The 25,369-nt window shown below is 53.2% G+C and carries 20 protein-coding genes and 1 tRNA gene; 5 read left to right on the top strand and 16 right to left on the bottom strand.

The features are described from left to right. Nucleotides 1-15: 15 nt before the first annotated feature. The 11 genes from KO088_RS04335 to KO088_RS04285 form a co-directional block, all read right to left on the bottom strand. Nucleotides 16-645 carry a DUF6939 family protein gene (locus KO088_RS04335; RefSeq protein WP_215493725.1) on the bottom strand — a complete coding sequence of 210 codons (630 nt, stop codon included), beginning with the start codon at nt 643-645 and terminating at the stop codon, nt 16-18. Nucleotides 646-837: 192 nt separating this feature from the next. After that, on the bottom strand, nt 838-1,449 hold the full coding sequence (locus KO088_RS04330) for a helix-turn-helix transcriptional regulator (protein ID WP_009432459.1): 612 nt from the start codon (nt 1,447-1,449) through the stop codon (nt 838-840). Nucleotides 1,450-1,539: 90 nt separating this feature from the next. Then, entirely contained in the window at nt 1,540-2,259 is a 720-nt protein-coding gene (locus KO088_RS04325; protein ID WP_215493724.1) for a hemerythrin domain-containing protein, read from the bottom strand. A 290-nt stretch (nt 2,260-2,549) separates the two neighbouring features. Then, nucleotides 2,550-3,431: a carbohydrate kinase family protein gene (locus KO088_RS04320; RefSeq protein WP_215493723.1), complete on the bottom strand. Its 882-nt coding sequence runs from the start codon at nt 3,429-3,431 to the stop codon at nt 2,550-2,552. Nucleotides 3,432-3,479: 48 nt separating this feature from the next. Then, nucleotides 3,480-4,340, bottom strand: coding sequence for a hypothetical protein (locus tag KO088_RS04315; RefSeq protein ID WP_215493722.1), 861 nt, complete (start codon nt 4,338-4,340; stop codon nt 3,480-3,482). 135 nt (nt 4,341-4,475) lie between these two features. Then, on the bottom strand, nt 4,476-4,727 hold the full coding sequence (locus KO088_RS04310) for a YtxH domain-containing protein (RefSeq protein ID WP_188807646.1): 252 nt from the start codon (nt 4,725-4,727) through the stop codon (nt 4,476-4,478). Nucleotides 4,728-4,790: 63 nt separating this feature from the next. Then, nucleotides 4,791-5,534: a hypothetical protein gene (locus tag KO088_RS04305; RefSeq protein WP_215493721.1), complete on the bottom strand. Its 744-nt coding sequence runs from the start codon at nt 5,532-5,534 to the stop codon at nt 4,791-4,793. 153 nt (nt 5,535-5,687) lie between these two features. Further along, nucleotides 5,688-6,416: a hypothetical protein gene (locus KO088_RS04300; RefSeq protein ID WP_215493720.1), complete on the bottom strand. Its 729-nt coding sequence runs from the start codon at nt 6,414-6,416 to the stop codon at nt 5,688-5,690. 125 nt (nt 6,417-6,541) lie between these two features. After that, nucleotides 6,542-7,291 carry a hypothetical protein gene (locus KO088_RS04295; RefSeq protein WP_188807643.1) on the bottom strand — a complete coding sequence of 250 codons (750 nt, stop codon included), beginning with the start codon at nt 7,289-7,291 and terminating at the stop codon, nt 6,542-6,544. 123 nt (nt 7,292-7,414) lie between these two features. Next, nucleotides 7,415-8,146 carry a hypothetical protein gene (locus tag KO088_RS04290; protein ID WP_215493719.1) on the bottom strand — a complete coding sequence of 244 codons (732 nt, stop codon included), beginning with the start codon at nt 8,144-8,146 and terminating at the stop codon, nt 7,415-7,417. Between the two features lie 125 nt (nt 8,147-8,271). Next, complete coding sequence (locus tag KO088_RS04285) at nt 8,272-9,036, bottom strand: hypothetical protein (protein ID WP_215493718.1); 765 nt, start codon at nt 9,034-9,036, stop codon at nt 8,272-8,274. Nucleotides 9,037-9,636: 600 nt separating this feature from the next. On the opposite strand from KO088_RS04285, the gene KO088_RS04280 reads away from it, so the two are divergent. After that, nucleotides 9,637-10,092 (top strand): hypothetical protein, encoded by a 456-nt coding sequence (locus KO088_RS04280; RefSeq protein ID WP_009432506.1) that lies wholly within the window; start codon nt 9,637-9,639, stop codon nt 10,090-10,092. Between the two features lie 47 nt (nt 10,093-10,139). Next, nucleotides 10,140-10,212 (top strand) — tRNA-Thr (locus tag KO088_RS04275). A gap of 72 nt (nt 10,213-10,284) precedes the next feature. On the opposite strand, the gene KO088_RS04270 is transcribed toward KO088_RS04275, so the two are convergent. The 3 genes from KO088_RS04270 to KO088_RS04260 form a co-directional block, all read right to left on the bottom strand. Further along, nucleotides 10,285-11,250 carry an endonuclease/exonuclease/phosphatase family protein gene (locus KO088_RS04270; protein ID WP_251419804.1) on the bottom strand — a complete coding sequence of 322 codons (966 nt, stop codon included), beginning with the start codon at nt 11,248-11,250 and terminating at the stop codon, nt 10,285-10,287. A 211-nt stretch (nt 11,251-11,461) separates the two neighbouring features. After that, nucleotides 11,462-12,463, bottom strand: a complete 1,002-nt coding sequence (locus tag KO088_RS04265; RefSeq protein ID WP_188807639.1) for a malate dehydrogenase — start codon at nt 12,461-12,463, stop codon at nt 11,462-11,464. A 141-nt stretch (nt 12,464-12,604) separates the two neighbouring features. Continuing rightward, a complete protein-coding gene (locus tag KO088_RS04260) occupies nt 12,605-17,095 on the bottom strand; it encodes a translocation/assembly module TamB domain-containing protein (RefSeq protein WP_215493716.1) in 4,491 nt (1,496 codons plus the stop codon). A 698-nt stretch (nt 17,096-17,793) separates the two neighbouring features. On the opposite strand from KO088_RS04260, the gene KO088_RS04255 reads away from it, so the two are divergent. After that, nucleotides 17,794-21,612 carry a hypothetical protein gene (locus tag KO088_RS04255; RefSeq protein ID WP_215493715.1) on the top strand — a complete coding sequence of 1,273 codons (3,819 nt, stop codon included), beginning with the start codon at nt 17,794-17,796 and terminating at the stop codon, nt 21,610-21,612. 182 nt (nt 21,613-21,794) lie between these two features. Here the strand turns inward: KO088_RS04255 and KO088_RS04250 are convergent, their stop codons facing one another. Beyond that, nucleotides 21,795-22,274 carry a hypothetical protein gene (locus KO088_RS04250; RefSeq protein ID WP_215493714.1) on the bottom strand — a complete coding sequence of 160 codons (480 nt, stop codon included), beginning with the start codon at nt 22,272-22,274 and terminating at the stop codon, nt 21,795-21,797. Between the two features lie 28 nt (nt 22,275-22,302). Then, the gene (locus tag KO088_RS08900) at nt 22,303-22,488 is read right to left on the bottom strand and encodes a transposase family protein (protein ID WP_215493713.1); all 186 of its coding nucleotides are present in this window, start codon (nt 22,486-22,488) and stop codon (nt 22,303-22,305) included. A 269-nt stretch (nt 22,489-22,757) separates the two neighbouring features. Here KO088_RS08900 and KO088_RS04245 point away from each other — a divergent pair, with 269 nt between their 5' ends. Continuing rightward, nucleotides 22,758-24,377 carry an ABC-F family ATP-binding cassette domain-containing protein gene (locus tag KO088_RS04245; protein ID WP_009432471.1) on the top strand — a complete coding sequence of 540 codons (1,620 nt, stop codon included), beginning with the start codon at nt 22,758-22,760 and terminating at the stop codon, nt 24,375-24,377. Between the two features lie 234 nt (nt 24,378-24,611). Beyond that, a complete protein-coding gene (locus KO088_RS04240) occupies nt 24,612-25,226 on the top strand; it encodes a DUF1266 domain-containing protein (protein WP_251419802.1) in 615 nt (204 codons plus the stop codon). Nucleotides 25,227-25,369 lie beyond the last annotated feature (143 nt).

The following is a 25,369-nucleotide window of genomic DNA, read 5'->3' as shown; positions in this document are numbered from 1 at the left end:
AGTAGTTACTAATGTCTAATAATCAGGGAAAAGGTCATCGAATAATGGTTCTTCGAGTTTGGGAAGAGGAGGCTGTGCTACAGCTTGCATATCCTCATATGGGTACAGCCCCTCAGCGTAGGCTTTGACGAGAGCTGCATGAGATAATGGCTTGGTCGCATTCTCGACATCGGCATTGGTGTCGTAGTCAAGAAGGACGATCGTCTTACCTGCTGCATGTGCCTGCCTTAGGCGGTGGATGATATCCATGCAATAGTGCTCCAGCATCCAGCGGTAGGTAGGGATGTAGATCTGCTTGCGTGCCTCGATATATCCTAATAGTTCAGGGGAATGTACGCCTGCTCGATGTCCGATGGGTTTGCCGTATTTCCGAGCTGTCCGCTTGATACCACGCATAGTGGCGTTTTGGAAGAGGTCAGTATCAATATCTGCATGCTCAAAGACCTTGAGCCCCTGCCATATGGATTCTACACAGGTCGCTGTGTAACCTGGACTCATCGGGACGGGGATACCTCCATGCGGATAGAAGGGACTGAGATGGAGTAGACGACCGGTCGACTTGCTCGTCACATCGGCAAAGATGGCTGTGGGGTATTTCTTCTGTAGAGTCTGTAGCTTCTTACGCTTACTCTCTATGACTATCATGTATGCTCTTTGGGGTTGATATTACCGTATCTATACTAATGAAGGGAGCTAATATCGTAGTGAATGAACTACGGATTAGCTCCCTAAATCTATTACAAATATCTAAAACCTTCGCCTTCCCTCTTATATGAGGTAGGGTTGTGCTCCCTCTCTTCTATGAGGATTGACCTGGTGACGAGAGGGGTGTGGCGCTCAGAGGTCTTGCTTGATGTCTTCCAGCTCGACGAGCTTGTTCATGATCGCATAGATCGTCAGACCACTGGGGCTGTGGATCTGGAGCTTCTTCGAGATGTTGCGTCGGTGGGTGATGACGGTGTGGGTCGAGAGATAGAGTTGCCCCGCGATCTCCTTGTTCGTCATGCCCTTGACGACGCAGATGATGATCTCGCGTTCGCGCGGTGTGAGGGTCTGTGAGTCCGAGGCGAGGGGCGCTGCTGAAGGCTCGCTCTGCAGAAGCTGATCAATGGTGTCGGAGATCTGCGTAGGGGAGTCGGCGAGGTGAATCGCAGCGTCGAACTCCTTGAGGATGCCCGCATCATAGAGCCCGTAGCACAGTGCGATGAGCTTCGTGTGCTCAGGGAGATGAGGGAGGCAAGCCCGTGGGGTGGGACCCGTCAGGAGGGGATTGATGATGAAGATATCCGCAGAGATGACCGAGGCGATGTCTTGCCACTCGCGACGGTTGTCATCGAGGAGGTAGATGATCTGGGCTTTATAGTGGAGGAGCTTGCGCAGCTGAGCCTCCAGCCCCGATCGGACGATGGAGGACGGCTCTGCGACAGCTATCTTGATAGGCGTGACCATGGGATATATCAGCTTGGGTGGGGTAGAGTAGAGCGGGTCCTTGGTCTATAGTGATGCCCGCTGTGGGGAGTGCGAGTAGGCGGTGTGACCTTAGGCCTGCTGGCTCTCCAGATATTCGATGAAGGGAGTGAAGATCGTGTCCTCGATATAGTTGTGCCCAGCGAGGTCGACTTCGACGGCGAAGATATCGTTGAGCACGGCGGTCATCTCGTAGCCCGTCGGAGCGGTGTAGTACTTGATCAGGAGGTTCTTAAGCTCGGTGATCTTGAGCTCGATCTGGTCGTGACGCTTGATGAAGATACCGATGTTGTAGTTGCTGTCGCGCTCGCCTGCCATGAGCTTGCGGGCATAGGGGAAGACGACTCGGTCCTCATAGTTCATGTGCTTACGCACCTCTTCGGCGTACTCATCGAAGAAGCGGCGTATGACATACATTAGGTCTTGGGGGCAGTTCGACATCGCCGAGAGGAGGCGCTGGCGGATCAGCGGTAGGCGGAAGTCGAGGAAGTAAGAGTGCGAATTGATCAAGTACTTCAGCAGGCTATCCAGATGCACCGAGGCGATGAGCTCAGGCGTGGGCTCGTATCCATCGATGATCGAGCTATTGAGAAGGAGAAGCAAGGTCTTGACATCGACACCATGCTCTTGGCATACCTGGCCGATACTTTGGTCACCAAAGCCCAAGGGGATACCGAAGCGCGAGATGATGAGCAGTGCGCTGGCGCTGCCTAAGATGACGTCACTGATGCGGGTATGAGCCGTGAAGGGCGTGACGTAGGTGTGACCTTGGAGGTGTCTGTATGAGTTCATTGATCAAGTCGTTGAGGGATACTGTGGAGGCTGTGCTTGGAGGCTCGCCCGATGAATGTAGGGCAAAGGTAGAGCATTATCCTACCGAGTACAATCCACTTAATTAGGTAGATGAGGCGCAGATAATCATTACAAATGGGTATTGTGGCCTCTCTGGGGTTGGTCTACCTTTGCATCGTGAGAGTGATACGGCTCTAGAAGCAATTGACTCTTGTAAATAGTAAACCGTTTAAGTGATAAATCGAATGACCTGGCTATCTCGGGAGAGATGGCCAGGTCAGCTTTTATACCTATGCCTCGACTACGCGGTACTCGCTCGGTAGCGTGGGCATAGCGCCGTGATGGCTACAGACGAAGGCGGCGACACGTGTGGCAAGTGCGACAGCCTCCAGATGGCTTCTCCCAGCCAATAGCGCTGAGACAAAGCCTGCGGTGAAGGAGTCGCCAGCACCTACCGTATCGGCTACCTCGATGCAGGCCGATGGATGGAAGACACTTCCCTTCTCATGATAGATCGAGCATCCGTCTGCTCCGCGGGTTAGGATCACTGCGCGCAGACTGTAATCGGTGAGCACCTGACGGCAGACGGTCTCCATATCGCCCTCGAGTCCCAAGAGGCGTGCGACGATGGGCACCTCCTCGTCGTTGAGCTTCAGGATATCTGCATGCTCCAGTGACGTATGGATCGTCTCACGGGTATAGTACTGCAGGCGGAGGTTGATGTCGAAGATACGTAGGCTTCCCTCGGGCATCGCCTTGAGGAAGCTGAGGATCGTCGTGCGAGATGCCTCGTGGCGCTGAGCGAGCGAACCGAAGCAGGCGGCATCAGTGCGCTGTGCTAAAGCTCGGAGCTCGTCGGTGAAGGCGATATGATCCCACGCGACGCCCTCGGAGATCTCATACGTGGGGCTTCCCGTAGCAGAGAGGGTGACTTGTACCGTGCCGGTGGGGTAGTCCGTCTCTTGTAGAATGGCAGGTAGCTGGCGTGCCTGGAGCTCGGCCTTGATCTCTTCGCCTAAGGCATCATGCCCGATAGCGCTGACAGAGATGGCTTCGTGCCCGAGCTGCTGGCAGTGAAAGGCAAAGTTGGTCGGTGCGCCACCAAGGGCCTTGCGGTCAGGGAAGACATCGAAGAGCAGCTCACCGATGCCGACGATAGTATACTTCTTCATTGGGTAGAGTCAATAGATCGTGTGTGGATGGATCGGATGAAGGAGGGGCTATCGGCGCCAGAAAGGCTTCTTGGTCTTCGTGACTTTCGTGGCTCTCTTGGCGAAGAGTCGTGCGAAGAAGCCTTGAGCTTGAGATGCTGCCACACCGATGAGGGCAGGGGCGAAGATCTCCCAGATGGAGAGTACATAGGGGATGTACTTGCTGTACTTGCCGAGCTTCCCATGGGTAGAGTCAGCTCCACCTGTGCCGATGAAGCGCTGATGGCGGGTGGACTTATAGCCGAGTTTGTTGAGGATGGTGCCGACGACGGGGATGGTCGTAGCATAGTTGATCGCCTCGCCTCTGACATAGGAGGTGACCAGCTGAGAGCCGTGGTCGCGGATATAAGTCAAGCCACGTGCGACCTCGGGGAAAGTCTCATCCTGCAGTAGGAGCGTCTGATAGCGAGCCTGCTCAAGGACGAGGTACGAGCCACGCTGGTGCATAGCGCGGGAGGGGCTATTGTAGCGCTGCTTGCGGAAGGTGGGGATGAGGTCGAGACGCACATTCAGACGCTGCGTCTGGGCGAGTGCGCGGCGGGCGACGATATCACGTATGACCTTGGTGATCAAGGGGCGTAGGAGCACTGTCAGCAAGATGAGCCCGACATAGCCAGCTGCCAGATAGAGGAAGCCTATCGCAGGGGATTCGCCACTCCATGTGCCGAGCGCAAAGCCCAGAGCGATATTCAGCGCGAGGAAGAGGAAGAAGAAAAGAAAAGCAATCAGCCCCCAGAAGACGATCTTCGCGGTGCCACGGGCTATCGATCCTCCCAGTGATAGGGCCGTGATATCGATACGCTCACGGCTGAGGTGACCGAGATGATAGACAAACTTAGGTAGTGAGAATCCACTTTGCTTAGACTTCATATGCGCTATGTATACTTAGAATATATGGAGGGAGAAGAAAGCGAGGCGAATACACGGAGCTACAGACCTCCCTGTGGGGAGCGCTGCTCTCGTGTATTCGCCTCGGCCTTTTAGGACTGACTTCGCGTGCGAAGACTAATCGTTGTCTTCAATCTCATCGAGCAGATCGTTAGTCTCTTCGGTGAGCTTGTTGCGGTAGCGATTATAGCGGTCCTTCGCTTCGTAGTACCCTTCGACGATGCTGTCGCGAGCGCGCTCTACGCTGCTGGAGAAGTTATCCGAGAAAGCTTCGCGCTTACGACGGTCAGAGAAGTAAGCTGCGGCTGCCCCTGCGGCTGCGCCGATGAGCACACCGAGGAAGAAGTTTCCATTTGAGCACTTAGACATAATCCTTGTTCGATTAGAGATTAATATATGTATGAACAGTGTAAAGGTAAGATTATTTCTTGACTATACACTGTATTTGTAGACGAACTCACTAATGTAGATAAGTATCTTACGACCCTCTCTCCAGCGAACCCAGTAGATGGGATTGCTTTCGGAGGCCTTAGAGACCTTCGCCCACTCTTCCTCTTCGATGACCTCTTCGCTGTCGGGGAGTGCATTGTAGTCTATACCCTGTATCTTCATCCATTCGCCCTGGACATCGCGGATGAAGAATCCTCTCCCGAGGCTGTCTTGTATGAGGGTGATCTTCTTTGCTGGGTCAGCCTTCGGGCTGGGGTAGAAGTCCAGAGGGAGACGTTCGCCTTCCTCTCCTCTCGGCACGTACGTATAATATTGCTGGAGAAATTTCCCCGTGCTGTCGATCTGGATATGGGCACTACTCTCGAGGGTCTTCCATTCATCTCCGACGCGTACTTCGATAGGCTTGCCCGCCTCTGGTCTCTTGCAGAAGAAGGCGTAGCTCAGCCCATTCCAATAGTAGACGAAGATCTTACCATCGAGTAGGGGATCGCGCGAAAGGTCGTTTTCCTCGTTATGGATATCCAGGTAGAGGGTGCCGTCAGGATTCTTGAGGTAGTAGTGTGCGGGGCTACTGTTGGGGCCATCCGTGGAGCAGAAGAGCGTAGCGACGAATGTGTAGCCGTCATCCTCATTCATAGTCTGTTGGCTGTTGCTTTGCTTTGCTCCGCAGCCAGAGATACCGAGGAGTGTGAAGAGCCCGAGTAGGGCAGTTGTCATCTTATTCATACGGCAAATCTAAGGAAAAAGCTCTACCTCATTATCATAGGGATGATGTTGAGAAGAAGGAACTAAATAAGGAAGGCTTCCCCGCCTCGTGGTCGAGGGTGGGGAAGCCTTGCTTTATGACTCGTGTGAGGTGAGCTGCTTTTGGCGCTACGCTTAGCAGCCGTACTTGAAGTAGAACTCCGTCTGGGGTGTGAGGATCTTGTCTCCCTTTCTCCAGCGAATCCAGTAGATGGGATTCTTTTCGCTGAGCTTGGAGATCTTCTCCCAGCCCTCTTCATCGACGATAGCATCCTCTGCGTAGAGTGGGCCGTAGTCGATGCACTCTTGGATCTTCATCCACTCGCCTTGGATCTCACGCACGAAGAAGTCCTTCATGCCGAAGCTGTCTTGCATGAGGGTGATCTTCTTTGCGGGATCCGCCTTCGGACTGGGATAGAAGTCGATGTCAAAGGATTCGTTTTGTGGACCTAAGGGAGAGAACATATAATCCTGCAGGTACTTCGACGTGCTATCAATGCGGATACTTGGGACACGCTCAAGGATCTTCCACTCATTGCCTACTCGTACCTCGATAGGCTTACCTTCCTCGGGCTTCTTGCAGAAGAAGGCATAGATCTCGCTATCTGGGAAGTAGAAGAAGATCTTTTCGGAGAGCAGAGAGTCGCTGAAGCCCTCTTCGTCGGAGTAGCCGATATTGCAATAGACCGTGCCATCAGGATTTTTGAGGGTATAGAATATGCTGGTGGTATCGGTTTCTGAGGGATGAAAGAGAGAGGCGATGAAGTCATAGCCACTGTCATTGCTTTGCTCTTGCTTCGTAGAGCGGCAGGATACACACAGGAGTGTAAGGAGCCCAAGCAGGGCAGTCGTAATCTTATTCATACTGCAAATCTAAGGAAAAAGCTCTACCACACTATCATCTCGTAGAGGGAGGAACTAAATAAGGAAGGCTTCCCCGCCTCGTCGTTGAGGGATAGGGAAGCCTTGCTTTTGTGTTGATGTGTTAGCTATATGCTGCAGCCGTACTTGAAGTAGAACTCCGTCTGGGGTGTGAGGATCTTGTCTCCCTTTCTCCAGCGAATCCAGTAGATGGGATTCTTTTCGCTGAGCTTGGAGATCTTCTCCCAGCCCTCTTCATCGACGATAGCATCTTCGGCATAGAGTGGGCCGTAGTCGATGCACTCTTGGATCTTCATCCACTCGCCTTGGATCTCACGCACGAAGAAGTCCTTCATGCCGACGCTGTCTTGCATGAGGGTGATCTTCTTTGCTGGGTCGGCCTTCGGGCTGGGATAGAAGTCGATGTCAAAGGGCTCGTTTTGTAGACCCAAGGGAGAGAACATATAGTCCTGCAGGTACTTCGACGTGCTATCAACGTGAATGCTGGGGGTGCGCTCAAGGATCTTCCATTCATTGCCTACTCGTACCTCGATAGGCTTCCCCTCCTCGGGCTTCTTGCAGAAGAAGCCATAGATCCCGTTATCGGGGAAGTAGATGAAGATCTTTTCGGAGAGCAGCGAGTCGCTGAAGCCCTTTTCGTAGAAGCCCTCTTCGTAGGAGTAGCCGATATTGCAATAGACCGTGCCATCAGGATTTTTGAGGACGTAGAATATGCTGGTGGTATCGGTTTCCGAGGGATGAAAGAGTGAGGCGATGAAGTCATAGCCACTGTCATTGCTTTGCTCTTGTTTCGTAGAGCGGCAGGATACACACAGGAGTGTAAGGAGCCCAAGCAGGGCAGTCGTAATCTTATTCATGCTACAAAACTAAGGAAAAACCCATGGTTCACTCGTAGCTCCGCCCTATCAGTGCCTTTCGAAAGCGCGACGAGGTAGCCTGCTTAGTACCGCAAGGGGGAGCTTCATAGCGGTTGAGCTATCCTACCAATAGGCGTACTTGTCGTAGAAGTCCGAGAGTGGCGTGAGTAGCTTCGTCCCCTGCCTCCATCGGATCCAGTAGGTCGGATAGGTTGAGCTGCGCTGGGATATTTCTTCCCAACTCTCTAACCCGATCTCGCCGACATAGTGGGTGAAGTAGGAGCTGTAGTCGATACATAGCTGGAGCTTCATCCATTCACCACGGATCTCGCGTATGAAGAAGTGCTTGATCTCAGAGCTATCTTGTCGTATCTCAAACTGCTGTGATGGGTCTTCTCGTGGGACGAGGTAGACGTTGACCAGACGCGATTCCTGCCCCTTCTCTATCTTCGGGCTATACATGTAGCGCTGGAAGAACTTGACGGTGCTATCGACACGGACGGACTGGGTATGGTTTAGGAGTTTCCACTCGTCACCGACAAGGATCTGGAGAGGCTTCCCCTTTTGGGGCTTCTTGCAGAAGAAGCCGTAGGCCTCATTTGCCCAGTAGTAGATAAATATTTTCTCACCGAGGGCAGAGTCTACGCTGGGGCCGCCGTCTACAAGGGCTACGTTGCTATTGTACATCGTCCCATCAAGATTCTTGATGAAGTAGCGCATACCGTCGGCTCCTATTTCGCCATTGAAAAGCGTAGCGACGAAGTCATATCCCATGTCTTTGCTTGGCTTGAGGAGGCGGCAGGAGGTAGAGAAAAGGATAAGGAGCCCAAGGAGGACTGTCGTGATCTTGTTCATAGCGCAAATCTAAGCAAAAACGCTTGCCTCATACTGATACCTCCCATACCCCATAAAGCAAGTCTTCCCCATCTCACTGCTACGGGATGGGGAAGACTTGCGGACATAAGGGATATACTTTATGCTTAGCATTCGACGTCTCTGTACTCCAGGTAGTCCTGTGGGATCAGGACCTTGCTCCCATCACGCCAGCGGATCCAGTAGGTAGGATTATCCTTGCTCACCTTGCTGAGCTGGTCCCAGTCTTCATATTGACAATCGTAAGATGCGCTATCTGGCTCCAGAAAGAGGTCGTTGGTTGAGAGGTCGACGCATAGCTGGAGCTTCATCCACTCGCCTTGGATATCGCGTATGAAGAATATTTTTGCATCGTTGAGCTTGTCTTGCTTCAGGGTGATGCGCTTGGCTGGGTCTTCCTTGGGGGTAGGATAGAAGGCTATAGGTAGCTCCTGCCCGTAGTCTACAATTGGGAAGAAGACTAATTCTTTTGTGAAGAAGTGGCGGGTACTATCTACCTTGATCTGTGGGGTAGGCTCGATCGTCTTCCATTCATCACCGATGAGGATCTGTAAGGGCTTCCCCTCCTCGGGCTTCTTGCAGAAGAAGTGGTAGCAACCCTGATCAGAGAAGAAGAATACAATCTTTCCACTGAGCTTTGGGCTGCCGTCATTGAAGAAGTTATACTCGGCATTCATATCCAGCGTGTCGAAGGGTGTGCCATCGAGATTCTTGATAAGATACTTTGGCTGTGCTGTTGAGTCGACTGTCGGATCAAAGCTGAGGATAGCGATGAGGTCGTAGTCGCTTTCGCTGACCGCTTGGGTGGAGTGGCAGGAGCTGCCGAGTATCATGAGGAGTAGCCCAAGGAGGGCTGTTGTGATCTTATTCATAGCGCAAAGCTAAGGAAATTCCGCTCTATATAGGATGGCGAAGAAAGCAATATAGCTTTGGACTGCTTCCTATTATAGCTTTGTGAAGTGACCTCTATTAGGTTGTTGGTCCGCGTAGGGATAAAAGTTGTGGACGAGTGGCAGATAAGTTTGGGCTACGTACGTGGCTCTAATATCTACGTACGTGGATATTTGGATTTACGTGCCTGGCCTTTATGACTACGTGCGTAGATGCGGAAAAACCACTATTGGTCTGCGCTTCGACCACTATTGGTTCGTGTGTGGACCAATAGTGGTTCACTCAGTGACCAATATAGGTTCGCCCATAGGACTATAGAGGACAGTAGTTCTATCCTTGTAGGAGGGTGGGGAAGATCCCTCTATTTGTGTGGGCTATCTCTTGTTATGGAGCTTCTGATAAAGGCGGTATTAGTGCGCTCAGGGCGCAGCTTCATAGCGCCCTTGTGAGAGGCTGGAGAGAGAAAAGCACAGCGCACACGGGCGTGGCATGTGGGGGAATGGAGATTCCTGCTTACCTTTGTGATTAGTACAAGGGGGCTTCTGCGGTGCGGACCCTCTCCTAATCGAACACGAAGCATTATGTCGCAAAGCAACGAGCGTGAGCTACAGCTCCTGAGAAAGCACTTCCTCTCCTTGGTCAGCGAAGAGTCGCCGATCATCAGTCGCCCTCTCACCGATCTCTTTCTCTTAGCCGATTGTGCTACGGGCACGCTACATCTCTATGATGACGAGGATAAGGAGATCAGCCACGTCTCCGTCTTCGCTTGGGCAGAGACGGGCACAGAGAGCGAGCCCTCAGAGGTCGCTATCGAGACGCTCCGCGAGCTGGTGACACGCCTCGAGCAAAAGGGCTTCTGGGATCGTCCCTGCTTCGCACGTCCTTTCTCCATCGAGCTTATCCGCCCCGACTTCTCCGTCATCGAAGACCTCCTTTTCCTTGATGAAGACCTCATCAAGATCGAGCCCCCCCTGCTGGATGGTGTAGGTGAAGAGCTGGATCGTTTCTTGGACGAACTTTTGGAAGATCTAAAATAATTCCCTACCTTTGCAACGCATTTGAGGGACGCCCCTCAGGATAGTGCGCCGAAATAGCTCAGTTGGTAGAGCAATTCATTCGTAATGAATAGGTCGCCGGTTCGAGTCCGGCTTTCGGCTCAGTAAATAGAAAACGGCATTGCTTCAAGTGAAGCAATGCCGTTTTGCTTATTCCCCCTCGCCTTCCCTCAGTTACTCGTACTCAAGGAGTAGGCGGATGGGGAAGTGATCGCTATACCCGCCCCGATAGAAGTTGCCTCCGTAGGTGCGCCAAGGTACAGGTGCGCCGCCCCCGCTGAGCTGCGTCGTGAAGAATGGCCTGCAAACGGTCTCGGCGCTACCCGCTACATAGTGAAGGTGCCCCTGCTGCTGGAGGAGTGAGGCGGTGAGGTGGGCTTGGTCGAGCTGGGACCATACGCCCTGATAGCAGTAGCTACCTGGTGGCTCTTGCTTTGTCTTCCGATGAAGGAGGGCGAGAAGGCTCTCGGGTGGGAGGTCTTGCGCTGCCATATCTGCTGTATAGGGGCGACTGCGTAGGGCTTCGTGGGTAGAGGCTTCTTCGGGATCGCCGTTGAAGTCACCGAGGAGTAGGCAGTGTGTCCTTTCTCCGCCTTGCGCCATCAAGCTATCGACCTGCTCACGAAGGCGCGTGCAGCAGTAGCTGCGGTAGCGAGCTGAAGTCAGTGCTCCGCCACGGCGCGAAGGGAGGTGACAGACGAAGACGTGGAGTGTGTCGCCCGAGGGGACCTCGCCCGTGACGCGAAGTAGTGAGCGCGTCCGGCGCAGCGAATCAAAGGGGAAGTGAATAGGGAGCTCCTCGGAAGCGATGAGGCGGAAGGTCTCGGGGGAATAGAGGAGCGCTACATTGATGCCACGCTTATCCTCTCCGTGCGTGATGATATGGCGGTAGCCTGCCTTCTCCCCGAGGGTAGTACGGTGGAGGAGGTCGCTGAGCACAGTGGCATTCTCTACCTCCATGAGAGCGATGAGGTCAGGGAAGGCTTCTCCCCCGACGGTACTGATGACCTCAGCGATATGCTGGATCTTCGTCTGGTAGCGTGCATGTGTCCAGTGGTGCTCTCCAGTGGGAAGGAAGCTGTCATCGTCGTGGGTGGGATCATCTTCGGTATCGAAGAAGTTCTCCACGTTGTAGCTCATTACGCGAACTAACTTCCTCTGCGCCCATAGCTGGGGCGAGGAAATGTGTAGCGTGAGGAGGAGAAAGGCAAGGGGATATAAGGCAGTGTAGCGATGCTTCATGGCGAGGCAAAAGAGAAGGCGACTACTACATGCTTCGTGAGAGAAGCTGTAGTAGTCGCCTTGCGCTTTAGATTCTATTAGTCGGAGTGTGCGGTGTGCGCGCTTCGCCTTAGAGGTTAGGGTTGACGGTCTTCCAGTCAGCTACTGCGGGGATGACACCCATAGAGATGACTTCGTCGCGCATCTTCACGAGGTGCTCGTAGCTCTTCTTGAGAGCAGCCTTTTCCTCTTCGCTACCCTTGATCTCGTGGCTGTAGTGTACACCATCCTTATCGATAACGGTCTCCATACCCATGACGACGTGGTCGAGACCAGGGATGTTCACGTAGCAACCAGCAGGCCAGCGGAAGGGAGCACCACCCATGGCTGCACGGATCATCTCGATAGAGACGTATGCAGGGCTCTGGAAGGAAGAGCGACCACGGAGCTTGATGATGTTAGCACCACCCTTGGTGACGCGCTGCTTGATGTCTTCCCACGTTTCGGTGGAGAGCTTAGCGCTACCGATGAGTGAGGAGAGAGGCTCGCCAGCGACAGTAGCACCGCTGGAGAAGACAGCCATAGCTTCGCCGTGACCACCGTAGGTGCGTGCACCGACGACTTCGCTCTGAGCTACACCGAAGTGCTTAGCCAGCTCGCTCTGCAGACGCGTAGAGTCAAGAGCTGCGAGCGTGGTGACCTGCTCGGGACGGAGACCAGAGTGGATCAGCGTCACGAGACCCGTGATGTCAGCGGGGTTGAAGATGATGACGACGTGACGAACATCGGGGCAGTAAGCCTTGATGTCCTTACCGAGCTGAGCGGCGATCTCGGCGTTGCCCTTGAGAAGGTCTTCGCGAGTCATGCCGTCCTTACGGGGAGCACCACCCGAGGATACGATGTACTTAGCGCCAGTGAGTGCCTCCTTGATATCAGAGGTGAAGGTCAGGTTGAGCCCTTCGAAGCCACAGTGGCGGATCTCTTCGGCTACCCCTTCGAGGCCAGTGGGGAAGGGGTCATAGAGACAGATGTTGGGGGTGAGAGACATCATGGCTGCAGTCTGGGCCATGTTCGAGCCGATCATGCCAGCGGCACCTACGATCGTCAGCTTGTCTTGTGTGAGGAAGCTCATAACTATTGGATATTTATGATTTGGTTGAGGGTTTCTCTTGTCTCACAAATGTACGCCTTTTCTCTGCGATTGCCAAGGGGGAAAGGGCACATACATCTCTCGCTCCCACGGCGTGTGCTGGGGAGTAGGGAGGAGGCGGTCCTATTTGCGGAGACTATCGGCCTCTTGAGGGCGTGCCGTGCTGTCGGACTGGGGCTTCTTCTTCCTGCGTGAGAAGAGCTCCTGAAGCGAGTCAAAGCGACGCTGGAACATGAAGCCAAGGCCCTGCGTCGTCAGCGACTGACGCACGTACTGGTACATACTGTTGTAGTGGCTGTAGCCCTTGAGGCGGAGTGTACCAGCAGCATTGAGCTTGTACTCGAGGTCAAATTCGCCGATGTACTTCCCTGAGAGGAAGGGGTTGTCGTGGTAGCCGACGTTCCCGTTGATGAGGAGGCGATCATCGAGCCAGCTACCTGAGAAGAGTAGCTCAATATCGGTGTTGTCGAGTGCACTATTGGCTGTGCGGATGTTTGCGCCGATCTGGATATCGTTCGAGAAGTTGCCGAGCAGTCGAGAGAGCTGGTCGGAGAGTGTCGTCGTCGCGAAGGAGGTGAGGTTGTTGGAGACCGTCGTCGTGCCCTGCTTCGTGTCGGTGGTGTGGAACTTCCCGAGGGTCATCAGGTAGAGGAACTGGCGGTTACGCTCGTCTTCCGAGGTGAGGAGCGACTGGATACGGCGCTCGATCTCGGGCTCCGATCCAGGGAGCTCGACGCCGAGCTTGATGTCTGGGCGCGTGATGACCCCACCGAGCTGGACGGTACAGCTCACAGGGATGCTGGTACGCTGAGCGAGGGCAGAGAGCCCCGCATCGATGTCGGCGATATTCGCTGTCAGATCGTAGGCGGCCTTGAGGTCAATGATAGCTGCCATGGGGTCACCACGGAAGTCGAGGCGTCCACCTTCCTTGAGGGTGAAGCGCTTACGAGCGAACTGCTCGAAGTTGAAGGTGTACTGCCCTTCGCGCAGCGTTAGGCTACCATAGGTCGTGGGCGAACCCGAGTGGGGCACCTCGATCGTCAGGTTCCCTTCGCAGCGGGTGACGATATCGTTTTGCATACTCTGGCTACTACCGAGGCGCAGGGAGAGACGTGCATCGGGTGTGACGTGAAGGGCCATACGCATCGTGACCTCCGTCTCGGCAGCGACGGCTGGGCGTGCGACGGTGTCTGCGAAGGCGAGGCTATCCTGTGTAGAGAGAGGACGTAGAGGACGGTAGGTGAAGAGACGCTCGTCCTTGCGTACGTCCGTCTTGTTGAAGTCAAGCACGACGTCCGTACCAGGAGCACTGCGGAGGTTCACATCTAGGAGGAGCTTGGGGAGCTTACCCTTCATCTGAGCCGTACCAGTGCCGTAGGCCGTCCCGTAGATAGGTAATGCTTGCTTCGTGGCGGTCTGCAGGACCTTCACTCCACGCATCTCCGAGGCGGTGAGGTCAAGGTCGAAGTTATCGAAGAAGCGGTGACGTATCACCCCATCGACGATACCCGTATGCCCCTCATCATCACGCATCGGGATCTTGGAGAAGATGATCGAGGTGGGGGTGAAGGTCAGGCGGTGCGAGAAGCTGTAGCTCGTGCCGAGGAGACGCACACCGATATTCCCATCTTCGACGTCGGCTTCACCCTCTACGGTGACGCCCTCTTCGAAGACCCCGAAGAGGCGTATCTTACCCGTGGCACGGCCTTGTACATGATCGAAGAGCGTGTCCATGAACTTACCTATGAAGTCAGCGCGCAGACGCTCTGCCTCGAAGGTGAGGTCAATACCTGCGCCACCTGCAGGGCGTATGTAGCCCGTGACATGGCTGTGTCCGCCTTCGCTCTGGTTGACGTCCCCATCGATCATGATATTTCCGACACCGCTGTCGAAGGTGAGGTCGGCCTTCAGTGCGCCGACATCGACGCCCTTGACATGGAGTGCTGGCGAAGTGACAGCAGCCGTAGCGATGATCTTCCCGCCTTGGAGACTTGCCGTAGCTGAGCCCGTGAGGTCGGTGTTGATCATGTTGAAGCCCACGCCTGCTGACTCGAGGATGTAGAGGAGGTTGATCTTCTTGATGGCGATATTGAGGTGCTCCTCGGGATTGGGGCTGAGTGCGCCGCTGATGCTGATGCGGCGCTCTGAGGAGGCCAGATCAAGACCTTCGACACGAAGCTCCTTGCCTCGGAGGGAGAGGTGCGCGGGTGCGACGCTCCACGTGTCGCTGTGTACACGGATGGTCGAGGGATCGAGCGTGACGTCGAAGCCGAGTGCTGGACGGCCGTTCTCGCTCTGTGTGTATTGGTGTAGGGACGCACCGATATTGAGGAAGCCATTGTGGAGCTTACTCTTGACTTCACGCCCCAGGTCAAGCTGGACGTGTAGGCTGTCGGTGAGGATCTTCGTCAGCATGCCGAAGCCCTGTATCTGTGCGCCGCTTGCCAGACGTGCCTCACCCGTGAGCTTGAATTCTCCGTCCTCAAGGCTCAGAGCCGCTCCACGTAGCTCATGACCACCCAGGCGGAGGGTAGGGACGGAGGCTTGTAGGCCCAGCGAGTGGCTGGCACCGATATAAGAGGCCCGTACATCTGCCCCTTCCTCGAGGCCGATAGGTAGCTTGAGAGCCTGCTGCCACTCCTCGGGGATCTTGTGCAGCTGGAGGGAGAGGTCGAAGTCTGTACCTGAGATCTCGCTGCTACGCGCGCCTCCTCTTTGAGCGAGGTCGAGCGAGGGGAAGTGATGATAGAGCGTGCGACGTAGGTCAGGGATCAGCGCACTCAGCACATAGTGCCCACGTAGGGTCGCCGAGAGGTAGGGCGAGCGGAGGTAAATCATACGCGTCTCCTCGGGGTTGCCCGAGAAGAGGATGTTCAGCTCATCCAGTGAGAGGGTGCGCTGTGGTGAGGTCAGCGAGATATGATCGATAGCGAGACGTCCCTGCCCGCGGTCGATGTTCAGCTCATCCATATTGAAGCGCCCCGTGAGCGAGAGCGTCTGACGGGGGCTGTTGGGATTGAGCCCGAAGAGGTCGGTCTGCAGGTGGCGCACCTGGAGATCAGCCTCTACGGCATGCAGGGCACGGCCCGAGAAAGTTGCCACCCCGTCGAGAGCGAGGGAGGCTGCTGGGTCATCGACCTCGAGGTGCACCTTATGACGGCGTGCACCGACGGGGGTGACGGCGAGCTGTGTGCCACGGAGGGTCTGCCCGCGGTAGGTGACCGAAGGGAGTGCCATCTGTAGCGTGCCCTGCCAGTCCTCAAGGGTGCCGGTGCTACTCGTAGCATCGAGGTCAATAGTCGTAGCTACCGAGCCTACGGGTGCCAGATCGCCGATGATAGGGGTGAGGTCGAAGCCTTGGGTCGAGGCCTTCCCCGTGAGCTTGCGCAGGCTCTTGCCTTCAAGGCTTCCCGTGAGATCATAGTCCCAGCGTCCTTGTGCTGAGGCGATGTAGCCCTTTCCTGAGAAGGACTTCCCAGGGACGAACTGCGTCTTCCCCGCATGACGGATGCTCTGCAGGCGGCTGAGACGCTCAATGAGGGGGAGGGAAGAGGCGGGGAGGTGAGGGCGTATGAAGCCGACGACAGCAGAGCTTACCTCGGCATCGGTGATGTCCGTCGAGATGCTGGTGACCTCGCCTGTGTTATCCCACGAGACTCGACCACTACCCTCGAGGATGATGTGACGGGGGAGGCGTAGGGAGAAGTTCGCACGTCCGGCTGCAAGCCCTTCGCGGCAATAGGTCGCCTGCAGGGTCGCCTGCTCGTTGCGATCCTTGAGGGCGGGGGAGAGGATGCTGAGGTCAGAGAGCGTGAGCTGCGTGTCGCCCAGCTCCAGCTCCTCGAGGAGTGCAAGCCCCTTGCGCTGCGTCTCAAGACGAGCCAGCGGGATGGAGAGCGAGCTCTTCGGTAGGCGGATCTGGAGATTGGATAGGGTGAGGAGGCTCCCCTGTAGCTCTCCTTGTCCTGTGAGCGAGGAGAGGGTGAAGCCCTTGTCTGTCGTGAAGCTCAGCTCATCGATGGCGCCACCGATATAGCCCTTCGAGAAGCGCAGGCGGCGGACGCGGGTAGAGAGCTTATTGATGACGAGACGCTCTCGCTCGGCTTCGCTGAGGGAGAGACGCATGTCACGTATGATGATGCTATTGATGTCTACGGGGATCGACTTGCTCGAGCTCTTGGGCTTGGAGAGGTGGTCGATGGTGTGCTGGATATTCAGCCGGCCTGTCTTCGGGTCACGGATGAGCCGGAGATCCGCCTCGAAGAGTCGGGCAGAGGTGATGCGTACCTCCTGCTGGGTGATGAGGTCGCTCAGGGAGATCCCGCCGATGAGGCGGTCTGCGGTGAGCATACGTCGCCCTGCGGTGTCGAGGACGACGACGCGATGCGCCTCGATATTCGTCCAGGACATAAGCTCGACACGCTCCAGCTGTACGGGGCTGTCAAATATCTCGGTGAGCAGGCCTGCCACACGGCTGGCGGCCTCCTTCTGTACAGCAGGGATACGGAAGAGTCCGAGAGGGAGGAGATAGAGCAAGACGAAGAGGGTAGCAGCTATCCATGCTACTACCTTCAGTACCTTGAGGAAATGACGATTGACCTGCCAATGGCGCATGCCCTACGATCCTTGACTTGCTCTTATATAATTATTGTGTCGATAGTGCGCTCGGCACCCTCTCTTCCGTATAACGCTCCCCGTGCTTCGGGTCGTGCCTGCAAAGGTACTACATTATCATGTAGCACTGAGTGGCCTGTGCTCCTTCGGCTGATAGGCTCCCCTCACAGCAGGGAGGATACTGATGTCTGTGATGGGCGGGGCGAACCTATATTGCTCGCTGAGTCAATCTATACGGTTGTCGCACGGATCAGTATAGGTTCATACCCTCATCCTATATTAGGTTGTTGCGGTGCGTAGGGATAAAAGTTGCGGACGAGTAGCAGACAAGTTTGGGCTACGTACGTGGCTCTAATATCTACGTACGTGGATATTTGGACTGACGTGCCTAGTCTTTAAGACTACGTACATAGATAGAAGAATACCACTACGGGAAGGCGCTTTTTTCTTCATGAGTAGGACACTTTTCCCTCCGCTGGATAAGAGAAATACTCGCGATAAGGCGAAGGGCTTGCGTATCACTTCGGAGAGGCATGTCGGGGAGCTGGGCGTGCGATGCCTTAGCACTCTAAATAGAGGTCAAAACTCTGCCGCAACAGTCTCAAGGAGGGCAGGAAAGTACACTATGCGTTCATACCATCTATAGGAATATACAGAGGTGAAGGGGATTTGCTAAATTAGCATGGGGGTGATACCAAATGTGGTCTCTCCCTGTTACATTGAAAATTTATATAATGATGATTACCAGAGATCAACTTGCTTCTTGGGCCGATACGCCAGAGTCAAAAGCGAACTTCCCATATCTTATCTCAAGGCTGATAAGAGCAACTACCGCTAAGGATACTAAGGTTGATATTCCCTGGGGTAGTGCCACCTATATAGGGGGATGGGATGGAATTGTAGATAGTAAGGAGAAGACTAGATACGTCCCCAAAGGAATATCCTTGTGGGAGCTGGGTACAGATCGGGATCCTAAGAAGAAAGCAGATGCTGACTATGAGAAGCGCACAGGTGATCCTCTTGGATATACTCCTCACGATGCTACATTCGTCTTTGTTACTCCAAGGACATGGACGAAGAAGGAAGAGTGGGTTAGTCAGAAGAAAGAGGAGAAGAAGTGGAAGGATGTGATCGTCTATGATGGCATAAGCTTAGCGCAGTGGCTTGATGAAGCTCCAGCTGTATCCCGATGGTTCGCATCTCAGGGGTATGCTGGTGTATATTCTTCTGATGGGATTATAACGGCAGACGAATACTGGGAAGAGTGGTCTTGCTCAAGGCAGTTGGAACTAACTCCAGATTGTGTGCTTGCTGGTAGGGAAGTAGCAAGAGAAGCGTTGATAAAGCTACTAGAGGGGGATCCAAGCATCATAGGGGTAAGAGCATCTACGAAGGGTGAGGCTATTGCCTTTATCCTTGCTACTATGAAGGCTAGTGACTCCGAGGTGTCTGGTCGATTCTTTTCTACAACACTTATTATCGACCATGAGGATCGTTTCCGAAGTATCAGCTTATCGATGCAGCATGCTTTGAATCTGATTGTTAGGTTCGATAATGCAGGTCTCTTCAGTCGTGCAGTGAGGTGCGGGCATCATGTCTTAGTCCCATTAGGCGCAGACGATGTGTTTAGTCCGGATCCGATCACACTGCCAGCGGTAGATAGAGATGCCCTCATTGAAGCTTTAGAAGCAAGTGGGCTATCAAGATCTAAAGCCTCTACGCTTACGAAAGAATCGGGGCACGACATCACGATCCTTAAGAAGCTCCTAGGCTTTCCTAGCTATGGCGCAACTTGGATAAAAACTCAGCCTATTCGAGAGATAGTACCTGCACTTCTCCTTGGTCGATGGGATGAGAGCTACCCTGGGGATATAGAGCTTTTAGAGAAGCTTTCTGGAACGAGCTATGCCAAATATAAGGAGGTGTTAGCCAAATGGCTTAATCTCCCGGAGTCACCTCTGAAGAAGATCGGTGAGACCTGGAGATTAACCTCACCTCTAGACTTGTGGAGGAGCATATCTGTCCACTTACTTGAGCGGGATTTCCAGCTTCTCGAAGAGTGCTTTATTCAGGCCTATCATTCGGGGAATTCAGTCCTAGAATCCCAGATGGATCTACTAGACGACATCAGTAAAAAGAGGACGTATTCAGACTGGGTAAGAGAGGGCTTAGCTCAGTCTTTGATCCTGATATCGATACCACAGGTTGGAGTTAGTCTCAGAGACCCACAGAGCTGGGTAGACAGGATTATTGGAGGCCTATTGTCAAATGCTAGTGGTGCAATGTGGGTCTCCATAAATAGGGAGCTTCCACTTATTGCCGAAGCATCCCCTCAGGTCTTCCTAGAGTCTGTGAGTCTCTCCCTCTCAGACGAATCTCCAGAGATCATGGATATGTTTAAGGAAGAGCCAGGGTTTGTTGTTCCTGAGGCTTCTCATACAGGTTTATTATGGGCCCTAGAAGGGCTTGCTTGGATGCCGTCGTATTTTAAGACTGCGTGCCTCCTCTTGCATAAGCTGGCAACACTAGATCCTGGAGGGAGTTTAGCTAATAGACCTCTAAATAGCCTAAAGGAAATCTTTAAGGCCAGGCATCACCAAACGTTAGCTTCCTATGAAGAGAGGGTAAAGATCTTGAGGGAGATGCTTCGTAGAGATGTAGATGTCTCATGGAAGCTTTTGAAGAGTTTGTTGCCAAGCTTTTCTTCTGAGACAGCTTCCCTCACACATAGGATGCGCTGGCGAATGTTCTGGGAGGCGACAGACCTAAGCTACACTTACCAAGAACGCTTTGATGTATACTCGGAAGTGGTGGATATGCTTATCAGTCTATGTGGTGGTGATGAGACTAGATTCTCTGATCTTATCGAAGCTACACCAGGCTGTATGCCGAGGGATCGGGAGCGGATATTAAAGTGGGCTCAAGAGAATGTAGGTGAGATTAGACATGAGAAGAATCTAGCATGGCATACACTGCGAAGGGTTTTGAATAAACACAAGCTGTATCCTGATGCTAATTGGGCATTGAGGAGGGAAGAGCTGTCCCCTTTCGAGCAGCTTTACAATCAGCTACAACCCGAGGATGTGCAAACAAGGTGTATGTACCTTTTTAATGAAGATGCCTATTATAAGGTTCTCGTACCAAGTGCTATTACCTGTTCTCATAAAGAACTTACCACTGAAGAAATAACAGAGTTAAAGGCTACTGTACGAGAGCGTGCTGTGGAGGAACTCTTGGGAGAGCTGGGCCTAGAGGGAGTCTTAAGGTTGAGGCTAGAAGTTAAGCATCCTTATCCTTTAGGAGAGGCTTTAGCTAAGGTGATAAAAGATGAGCAAGATCTGCAGAGCGTGTGGCTGTGTCTGGAGGATGACACTCCTCTCATTGACTTTACTCATGGATTCATCTCCCAGAAGCTAAGATGCGAGAAGTTCTCCTGGATGCAGGCCCTAGTGCAAGAACTATTGGAGAAGGGATATAGCGATAAAGCTGTGGCGAATGCCCTTTTTCCCGTGCGTTTGGGGCAGGAGCTGTGGAACTATATAGATTCCCTTGGCGAAGGTGTACAGCGAGAGTATTGGCTACGAATGAGACCCTACTTTAATGGCCTCACGGATGAAGAGATCATCGTATGCATAAGTAAACTACTCCAGTATCGACGATTCAGTTCTGCAGTGGAGGTTGCTTGGTGCCATCTGACTCCTATCCCTAGCGATATGCTTATTGATATCTTGAGAGGATGTGGTACAGAGGAATCTCAAGAACCCCAAAGTCCACTTGGTTATGAGATAGAGGGCGTATTTGAAGAGCTTAATAAGAGGACGGATATTGATAAGAAGACACTTCTCGGGTTAGAGTGGTTGTACTTGCTTCTACTTACAGATGTAGGAGCTCAAGTTGGAGTACCTCATTTGGAGGAAGAGTTAGCCAGCAATCCTGAGTTCTTTGTTCAGCTTCTAAGGTGGCTGTATCAACCTAATAATAAAGATCGACAGCGAGAGGAGCAGGAGGGCTTATCTGCGGAGCAAATACAGAATGCAACTGAAAGATCCTACTTGATGCTAGAGGCTTGGAAGAAGATCCCAGGAATGCAAGAGGATGGTACGATTGATGAGACCGAGCTGAGGGATTGGATCAAGGCTGCTAGGGCTTTAGCTGAGGAGTGTGATCGGCTAGAAGTCGCAGATATACACATTGGGCAACTGCTAGCGAAGTACCCTGAGGATTCTCCAAACTGGCCACAAAGGACGATATTCCAAGCGATCGAAGATATCAACACTGAAGAACTTAAGGAGGGGTATTCGGTAGGTATGTGGAATAAGCGAGGAGAGACTACTCGGGGGACTTTCGATGGTGGTGGTATTGAGCGGGAACGAGCGGAATACTTTGGGGTTCTAGCATCAGAGCATATGTGCGACTACCCCAATGTCGCAGAAGTCTTCCAGAGATTACAAGATGAGTATGGATTACGAGCGAATAGCCATGATGAAGTGGCAGAACGGGATAGGCTAGATGCCTAACTCGGGGTGATGCAGAGGTTAATTGTGGGCTTGGTATTCTGGTGCTATATGGGCTAGGGTGTTTAGCTCCAGCTGATGCGTAATGCCACCATAGGATGTTGATCTTGACAAGAAGGAAGGGCAGGAAAGCATCCCATCCCTCTAGGCCCAGGGCTGAACGCATAATACACAATTGAAATTTGCTAGAGCTCAAGATCGAATAACTGCATTGGGGTTAGTTTGGCCAGCAGCATCTGCACTCGCGGTATTGATTTACCCAGCTTTACCTTGAGGCGCTGCAATATGAAGAGGTCTATCTTGGCCAGTAGCTCCATGTTCTTGGGCGCTTCGCCTGCGCGCTTGCTCCAGCCGTCCTCCCCGAGGTATACATCCAGCTCATCCAAGAGCCTACGGATGGACTCCAGCTCGTTGCACTTGATGGGCACTGCATCCACAGAGAGAACCAGCTGAAGATGAGTGTTATAGGCCGATGCGATGTGTGACTTGGTGTTAGGGCTAAGCTTCTTGACTCCGCGCATGGTCTTGCCATCAATGCAGATTTGACGAGTTTCATCATCCCACCGAAGTAGGGCTGAGATCCAGTCTTGATAGGCTTGTTTGAAGACTTGGTGCGGGATGAGCTGAAGAGCTCGATTGAGGGTATCGTGGGGTGGGCGTGACATGCTCAAGCTCCTCTCCGAAGAGCAGCTTTTAAAGCTCCCTAAGACTTGCCTCATGTGCTTGGGCATAATCCTGTATGGTGTACCAAGAGTCATGCTTAGAGATACTTGTACAGAAGGCGATAAGGAGCAAAAGAGGCAAGGGGTAGCGTTTGTTTTTATTGCTACGGCGGTCGTCAATCAGACTGAGGCTACTGATGAGGCTTGGAAGTCCCATAACTTGAAGGATAACAATTGATGGAACAAAGCTAACCAACTTCAATCAGCTGGAAGAAACATCATGCGTCAGCCCTGGTAGCGTAAATACGTGCTATTCAAAAGCAAAGTATTACCTTTGCGTACCCATATTAGTGGAGTACGAGGGGCATCCATGGCATAAATAACCTACGGTAGCTACATATTATAGTAGGGTTTACGTAGCCAATCCCCTGATTTACTTCGCGCGCCCTCTCCTAAGCAGATAAGAAGAAATAAACCAGAAGCAATATGATCACAGTCAGCGACCTCGCCGTACAGTTCGGTAAGCGAGTCCTTTTCCAAGACGTCAACCTCAAGTTCACCCCAGGTAACTGCTATGGCATCATCGGTGCCAACGGTGCTGGTAAGTCAACCCTCCTACGTACCATCAGTGGGGCGCTTGAGCCTACGCGCGGTAGCATCACCCTCGGTCCTGGTGAGCGTCTCTCGGTCCTTAGCCAGGATCACCACGCCTTCGATGCCTTCACCGTCATGGATACCGTCCTGATGGGGCACAGCGTCCTCTGGGCAATCATGGAGGAGAAGAATGCGCTGTATGCTAAGCCCGACTTCAACGATGAGGATGGCAATCGCGTCGCTGAGCTGGAAGATAAGTTCGCAGAGATGGAAGGCTGGAACGCTGAGAGCGATGCCGCCATGCTCCTGAGCGGTCTCGGTATCAAGGAAGACCAGCACTACAAGCTCATGAAGGAGCTTAGCGGTAAGGAGAAGGTTCGTGTCCTCCTGGCACGTGCGCTCTATGGTAAGCCTGACAACCTCCTCCTCGACGAGCCCACCAATGACCTTGACCTTGAGACGGTGACTTGGCTGGAGAACTACCTCTCCGAGTATGAGCAGACGGTGCTGGTCGTCAGTCACGACCGTCACTTCCTTGACTCGGTCTGCACGCACACGGTGGACATTGACTTCGGTCGCGTCCAGCAGTTCGCTGGTAACTACAGCTTCTGGTACGAGTCCAGCCAGCTCGCTCTGCGTCAGCAACAGCAGCAGAATAAGAAGGCTGAGGAAAAGAAGAAGGAACTCGAAGAGTTCATCCGTCGCTTCAGTGCCAACGTCGCTAAGAGTAAGCAGACTACGAGCCGTAAGAAGATGCTCGAGAAGCTCAACATCGAAGAGATCAAGGCCAGTAGCCGTCGCTACCCAGGTATCATCTTCACTCCAGACCGTGACCCAGGGAACAAGATCCTTGAAGTCAAGGGCCTCACAGCTTATGCCGATGATGGCACGCTGCTCTTCCGCGATCTGAACTTCAACGTAGAGAAGGACGACAAGATCGTCTTCATCAGCCGTGACCCTCGTGCTATGACTGCTCTCTTCCAGATCATCAATGGTGTAGAGAAGGCCAGCGAAGGGACCTACGAATGGGGACAAACCATCACAGAAGCCTACCTACCACTGGATAACTCGGAGTACTTCAATACGGATATGAACCTCGTCGAGTGGCTCTCACAGTTCGCTGCCGACACCAACGAAGTTTACCTCAAGGGCTTCCTTGGGCGTATGCTCTTCTCCGGTGAGGAGATTCTCAAGAGCGCCTCAGTCCTCTCTGGGGGTGAGAAGATGCGCTGTATGATCTCGCGCATGATGCTCAAGAATGCGAATGTGCTCGTCCTCGATAGCCCCACGAACCACCTTGACCTGGAGTCGATCCAGGCGTTCAATAATACGCTCAAGACCTTCAAGGGCAACGTCCTCTTCACCAGCCATGACCATGAGTTCATCCAGACGGTAGCTAACCGCATCATCGAGCTCACTCCTGGTGGCATCATCGACAAGATCATGGACTACGACGACTACATCGTCGATCCTACGGTCGCAGAGCTCAAGGCTAAGTACTACGGCGAGTAAGCTCGTAGACAGAGCCGGACTAACTGAACAATGCAGCCGAGAAGCCCATCAGTGGGCTCCTCGGCTGCGCTGTATGTGGGTGGCATCATATTGTGCCTCTCCTACTTTCCTTCCATACGATGGCGTTAGGAAATGTTATCTATGAGGCCTCGTTATTGGTGTTAATTTCGTTCCTTTGTATAGAGCTATTTCCAAGGTGGAGATAGCCGGAACAACACTTATACCATTTTGCATATGCTCAAGAATTTCTTCAAGGCGGCCCTCCTGGCTGTAGCCGCTGTCTGTGGTCTCGCTTCATGCGGTGACAAAACGGCTGATTACGATGCACTGCGTCCCACGCTGCTGGGTGGTGTGTACTACTATGCTGCTTTTGGTGGTGTCGATAATGTCGATGCGCAGATCAAGAGTCAAGCTCTCAGCAAGCTTGGAGGCTATAAGGAGTTCTTCACCAATCCTTTTGAAGACGACGATATCAGTGTCACTACCTTGATACTGAGCACTGCTTGGGATATCACTGATGGTGCTGGCCTCAAGGAACAGCTCGAAAAGCTGAAGTCTGGCGAAGGTGAGCACAAGGCTTGGGACTGGGCTCGTGGCGTCTATATCGCATGGGCAGGTCTGCGTGCAGGCTTCATTACTCGCGAAGAAGTCGATGCTTACAATGCATCTTTGGTCCCTCTGGCTCAGGCTAAGTATGCAGACTGGAATGCTTACTTCAATGACTTCCTTGCTGGTCGTAAGGCATGGGATCCCCAGGATGAATCCGGTGGCGCAGCAGAAATGGAGGAGGTTGTTAAGGATCTTCTCGACAATGAAGCTTCGATCTACAAGGTCGTGCCCTTCAAGTAGTCCTTTCCTGTCGCTCTAAAAGCACCGAGGCGGTGCCCCACATATGGGGCACCGCCTCAGCTTTTTATGTGAATGCATCTCTACTAATTCGAGTAGGGAGCAGGCCGATGCTGAGCGTCTCCTTGATTACAAGGGATAGAACT

Origin of the sequence: Porphyromonas bobii (assembly GCF_943169685.1) — a bacterium.
GTDB lineage: Bacteria > Bacteroidota > Bacteroidia > Bacteroidales > Porphyromonadaceae > Porphyromonas > Porphyromonas pasteri.
Note: the sequence above shows the minus strand (reverse complement) of the source record. Positions and strands in the feature narration are given on the sequence as shown.